This is a genomic window from Sebaldella sp. S0638 (assembly GCF_024158605.1).
In the GTDB taxonomy this organism is placed as follows: domain Bacteria; phylum Fusobacteriota; class Fusobacteriia; order Fusobacteriales; family Leptotrichiaceae; genus Sebaldella.
In genome coordinates, this window is the sequence record NZ_JAMZGM010000178.1 from 1 (window position 1) to 4964 (window position 4964).

Consider the following 4964-nt stretch of genomic DNA (forward strand, 5'->3'; position numbering starts at 1 on the left):
ATTTCAAAACACCTCTTTCTTTTTTTATTATATCATTGTTTAGATTTTGGTGTTCCTACTTTACTATAGCACTACAAATGCTGTGAAATGGAGAAAATTAACTTCTGAAGAATTGAATATAAAGAAAGAAATTTATAATGAGTGTCGAGAAATAAATTTAAAATTATATTATCTTTTAAATAAAGGATTGGAATCAATACAATATGAGGGGAGATATTGTTTAGAAAAACTTAAAAATGAAATATTTAAATTAGGTAGAAAAAAAGAAGGAAAAGAAATTTTTTTATTTCATTATATATTAAAATCCTTATATTTAATAAAAGAAAAAATTTCTAAAGATGAAAAAAATCTTGATTTTTTTATTTTTTTATTAAATATTCAGAAGGTTTCAGAAAATAAAGAAAATTTTAAAAATAAAATCTTAAATTATTTTAAATATGAAACTGAATTAGAAGAAAAAGACATAGTAGAATTTTTAATTCGTGAATTAGAGTGTTATGATTTAATAAAAAGACAAGAAAAATGTTCTAGTGGAAATTTAAATAATCTTGAAAAAACTTACATATTATTAGATAGACATGAGAAATTAAAAGAAGTAAAGATTGAAAAAAATGAAATAGTTAAAAAATTAGTAAGTGAATTAGAAGAGAATAGAATAAACTATATAATAAAGAATATTTTATCTAAACTTCAAATTTCAAAATTAGTAGTTGATTTAAATGAAAAGATCGAAAACGAGAAGTTAGATACAGAACTTTACGGGGTATATAAGAAACATTATGAAGAATGCACAAAAGACGTTGAATTTAATAAGTTATCTTTAGAAGAAAAAGAACTCTATAAAATTATCTATAGATATTTAAAAGGAAGAATAGAAAAAATATTACAAAATAGAGATAAAATTAAAAATAAAGAATTAATGGTTGAGGAAATTTTTAATAAAGAAATATTATTAAAAAAAATAGAAATAAGAGTGAAGCAATATCTATTAGAGCATATTTTATATTTAGGGAAATTGAAGCACCATAATATTGATGAAGTGAATACTATAAGATTTGTAGAAGAACATGCAAATGAAGAATTATCTTTAGAATTAATAACTCTTTTTTCAGCAACTAATGTAGAACTCAATCGACTTTTAAAGGTTAAAGGAGAAAACGAAAGTTATGAAAAAGATTATGATTTTTTTTCTGCTAAACCAGATAAAGGAAAGATAAAAATAAAGGATACAAATAGCGTTATGAAATTTGAGCTATTAAAAAAATTGAAATTTATAAATTCAGAAGCTACTGAAACAAATCAGGAGGCAATCGACTTTTTAAAGGAAGCATATAATCTAAGAAATAATATATTACATGGGAAAAATGAAGAAATTATTGAAGATAATAAAAAGAATTTAAGCAAGAGTTACAAGAATATAAATGAATTAATTGAAGAATTAAGACCATCAGATAATGAAATATGCAAGAGTCTAAATCTAGATATTATTTTTAAAGGAAACATGAAGATAAACGATATAAACGCAAAACTATTCGGAAATAATAGAGAAAAGATTTATTTGCCGTCTTTTTCCAAGTTAGTGCCTGAAATAAAAAATATAATTGAATCGTATGATAAAAATGGAACTTTTAATGATGAAAGAATAAAAAAGATAGTACTTAATGGTGCGATATATGTAAATAAAATATTGTATTTAAAAGAATGTTCCAATAAAGATGGGGAATTTATAAAAAATTTAAAAGAAGAACTGAACAAAGATTCAAAAGAAAAATCAAAATATGTGTCGATAGAAGAATTATATAAAAAATCTCAAATTTCAGCTTCAAAAGGAAATAAAAAGGCTATATATAAATATCAAAGAAAAATCATAGAAATTTATTTAAAATATTTAAAAGAAAATTATGTAGAAATTTTGGATTTTTCAAAACTTAATTTAAATATAGAACAAATAGAGAATGATATAAAAAATAGAAAAAACAGTGAAAATAAAGTATTAATAGAAAGTATAAAACAAAAAGTATTTCCCGAAAATGATTTTGAATATATTATATCTATATTTGCTTTATTAAATGATAATATATTTATAAATAAAATAAGAAATAGATTTTTTTCAACTGATACATGGTTAAAAAATAATAGATATAGCAATATCATCAAAATATTAGATGAAGTAATTTCTGTTAATTTGTTAAGAACTGAATTACTTAATATATCTATAGATATTGAAGAAATAAAGGATGATGTCTTAATAGAAGACATTGAAAATATAATTCCAGAAATTAGAGAGGAAATACTTCAAAGAACAAAAAAAGACTTTAAAACACTTTTAGGGAACAATGTAATTTCTAAAGAAGGATTGAGTAACGAAGATATTGATAAGATAAGAAATATGGAAGATGCAAAAATAAACTTAGATTTTGTTAACAATGAAATTAAAGTGAGTTTGAAAGAATACGGATCATTGCCACCGAATGGAGTTCTAAGTAGAAATGCTAGTAAATATTATAATAATGAGATCGCTAAAAAGATTGATCAAATTTCTATTTTAACCTTTACAAAAAAATCAATTGGAACAATAAGTGACGAAAAATTTAGAAATATATATTGGCAAGAAAGAAAAGAATCTGATGAAAGTAAAAAAATATTTGTCTATAATAAAAATATATTATATCTCGTGACAAAACATAATTTTGAGAAGCTTTATAAAAATTTTTTAGAAGAAGAATTAAATAATTTAAAATTAGAGGATACAAAATATCTAAGGGATTTAGATTTGAGAAGAGAAAAAAATTTGAAAGTTGACAATACATTGAAAGAAATAAATGAAAAAGTAAGGGTATATTCTAAAGAGTATAAGAAGAAATTTATTGAAAACTTAAAAAATAATGACGAATATTTTGGTAAAGTAGTCAGTGGGAGATTTAAAAATTATCAAGAATTCAAAGAAATATATGATGAAGTTTCTGAATATAAAAAAATAAGAGATGTAGTTAATTTTAATCCATTAAATAAAGTATATAATTATTTAATAGAAATAAATTGGAAGTTAGCAATTCAAATGGCAAGGGTTGAGAGGGATTTACATTATATTGTTAATGGATTAAATGAGTTGGAACTGATAGAATTAGGTCAAAAACCAAGGGACGGAATAAGCAGAGCTTATCCAAAATATAAATTTAATAAGGAAACAAACAAAGACGAGCTTCGTTTAGAAGAATGTCATTATAATTTTGATATTGATAACTATAATAAATTTGAAAAAATATGTGGAAAATTTGGAATAGACTTATCAAAAGAAGGAGAATTACAACAAGAGGGTAAAGGAAATATAAGAAATTATATATCACACTTTTATATTTTAAGAAAACCATTTGTAGATATAAGCATTTCAGAAGCAATAAAGAAAGTTTCTGAATTATTATCGTATAGAACTCGTTACAATAATTCAACGTACAGTAGTGTTTTTGAAGTATTTAAAAAAGATGTAGAGTTGAACTATGACTTTTTAAAAAAGAAAATAGAATTGAATGGAAAAACATATGACGAAGTAGTTCAAAGAAAGAAAATATCGTGTTTAGAATTAGAAAGCTATTTAGATTATAAGCCAATGATTAAAAAAGTTTTATTTTAAAAAAAACAAATGGAATTATAAAAAAACATTATGTTTGACGGTATTTAATAATTTTTAGAAGGGAGAATTATGATAAAAAAAGAAAAAATTTTATTTGAAAAATGGAGAAAAAAACGAATAGATTTGATAGAAGATGGAATAGTAGATGAAGAATCTTATAAAAATAGTAATATAAAAATATTATATCTTCTAAAGGAAGTAAATGATATAACTGGTGTTAAACTAAAAAAGTGGACAAATATGATTTGATGATATAATAAAAAATCAAAGGAGTGAGTCCACAGTGAAAAAGATAAAAAATTACGACAATGTATTTAAACAAACAATCCTGAAATTACATGAAAATGGGAAGAGTCTGAAAGAATTATCACGTGAATATGGCATAAGTACACAAAGTATAAGTACTTGGAAAAGAAATTCAAAAAAAATAGGATTAGAAAAAGGGAAAGATATAGCCTATGAAGAATTGCTGGAATTAAGAAAAAAAGTAAAAGACTTGGAACGAGATAATGATATATTAAAAAAGGGCTTAGCCATATTTGCCCAATTACAAGAAAAAGAATAATTCGCTCACTGGATACAGGAATAATAAATATAAAAAGAAGTTGTGAACTGTTTAAGATATCGAAAAGCAGCTATTACAAATTCAAAAATAAAAAGGAAAGCTTAAGAAGTCAAAAAAGAAAATCAGATGTATTGGAGATAAAAAAGGAGTTTTTAAAAGGAAAAAAGAGATACGGAGCCCCAAAAATAAAAAACAGACTGGAACATAGGGGTGTAATAATAGGAATAAATAGAGTAAGAAGATTAATGAGAGAAGAAGGATTAATCCCAATAGTACTAAAGAAATATAGATATGAATTTAGTAATGTCAGCTTTAGAAAAAATTCCAGCAAGACATTTAAAGGGAAGTATAGTACATACAGATAGGGGAAGTCAGTATACAAGCAAAGAAATGAGAAAAAGACTTAAGAAATTAGGAGCATTAGAATCATTTAGCAGAAAAGGGAATCTTTGGGATAATGCGTGTATAGAATCGTTTCATGCAACATTGAAAAAGGAATTAATTTATGATATGGAAGTAAAAACTTATGAAGATACAAAAGAAGCAATATTTGAATTCATAGAAGGCTGGTATAACAATGAGAGAATACAAAAAAGACTAGGGTATTTATCTCCAACTGAATATTTAAGAAAATCTTCATAATTATCAACTTTAATCAAGAGTATTCTGTCCACTATATTGACTTCATACCAACAATATGAAGTGGACTTTAAAATGTATGCAATTTAATACTTCTAAATTCTGAATAGAGTTTTTGTAGAAAATAAA

The 4964-nt window shown here is 23.4% G+C and carries 5 protein-coding genes; all 5 read left to right on the forward strand.

Annotation, left to right across the window (positions count from 1 at the left end; genetic code table 11):
- Window positions 1-82 precede the first annotated feature (82 nt).
- The 5 genes from NK213_RS18820 (at window position 83) to NK213_RS18835 (ending at window position 4838) form a co-directional block, all read left to right on the forward strand.
- A complete protein-coding gene (locus NK213_RS18820) occupies window positions 83-3631 on the forward strand; it encodes a hypothetical protein (RefSeq protein WP_253352121.1) in 3549 nt (1182 codons plus the stop codon).
- A 69-nt stretch (window positions 3632-3700) separates the two neighbouring features.
- The gene (locus tag NK213_RS18825) at window positions 3701-3880 is read left to right on the forward strand and encodes a hypothetical protein (protein WP_253352122.1); all 180 of its coding nucleotides are present in this window, start codon (window positions 3701-3703) and stop codon (window positions 3878-3880) included.
- A gap of 34 nt (window positions 3881-3914) precedes the next feature.
- Window positions 3915-4196: a transposase gene (locus tag NK213_RS18830; protein ID WP_253352123.1), complete on the forward strand. Its 282-nt coding sequence runs from the start codon at window positions 3915-3917 to the stop codon at window positions 4194-4196.
- A 131-nt stretch (window positions 4197-4327) separates the two neighbouring features.
- Window positions 4328-4561 carry an IS3 family transposase gene (locus NK213_RS20725; protein WP_371926467.1) on the forward strand — a complete coding sequence of 78 codons (234 nt, stop codon included), beginning with the start codon at window positions 4328-4330 and terminating at the stop codon, window positions 4559-4561.
- Window positions 4488-4838 (forward strand): IS3 family transposase, encoded by a 351-nt coding sequence (locus tag NK213_RS18835; RefSeq protein WP_253352124.1) that lies wholly within the window; start codon window positions 4488-4490, stop codon window positions 4836-4838. Before NK213_RS20725 ends, NK213_RS18835 begins: the two co-directional genes overlap by 74 nt.
- Window positions 4839-4964 lie beyond the last annotated feature (126 nt).

Excerpts from the sequence above, each read along its gene's own strand:
- NK213_RS18825 (WP_253352122.1), top strand. The coding sequence starts at position 3,701 with ATGATAAAAAAAGAAAAAATTTTATTTGAAAAATGGAGAAAAAAACGA.
- NK213_RS18835 (WP_253352124.1), top strand. The coding sequence starts at position 4,488 with ATGAATTTAGTAATGTCAGCTTTAGAAAAAATTCCAGCAAGACATTTA.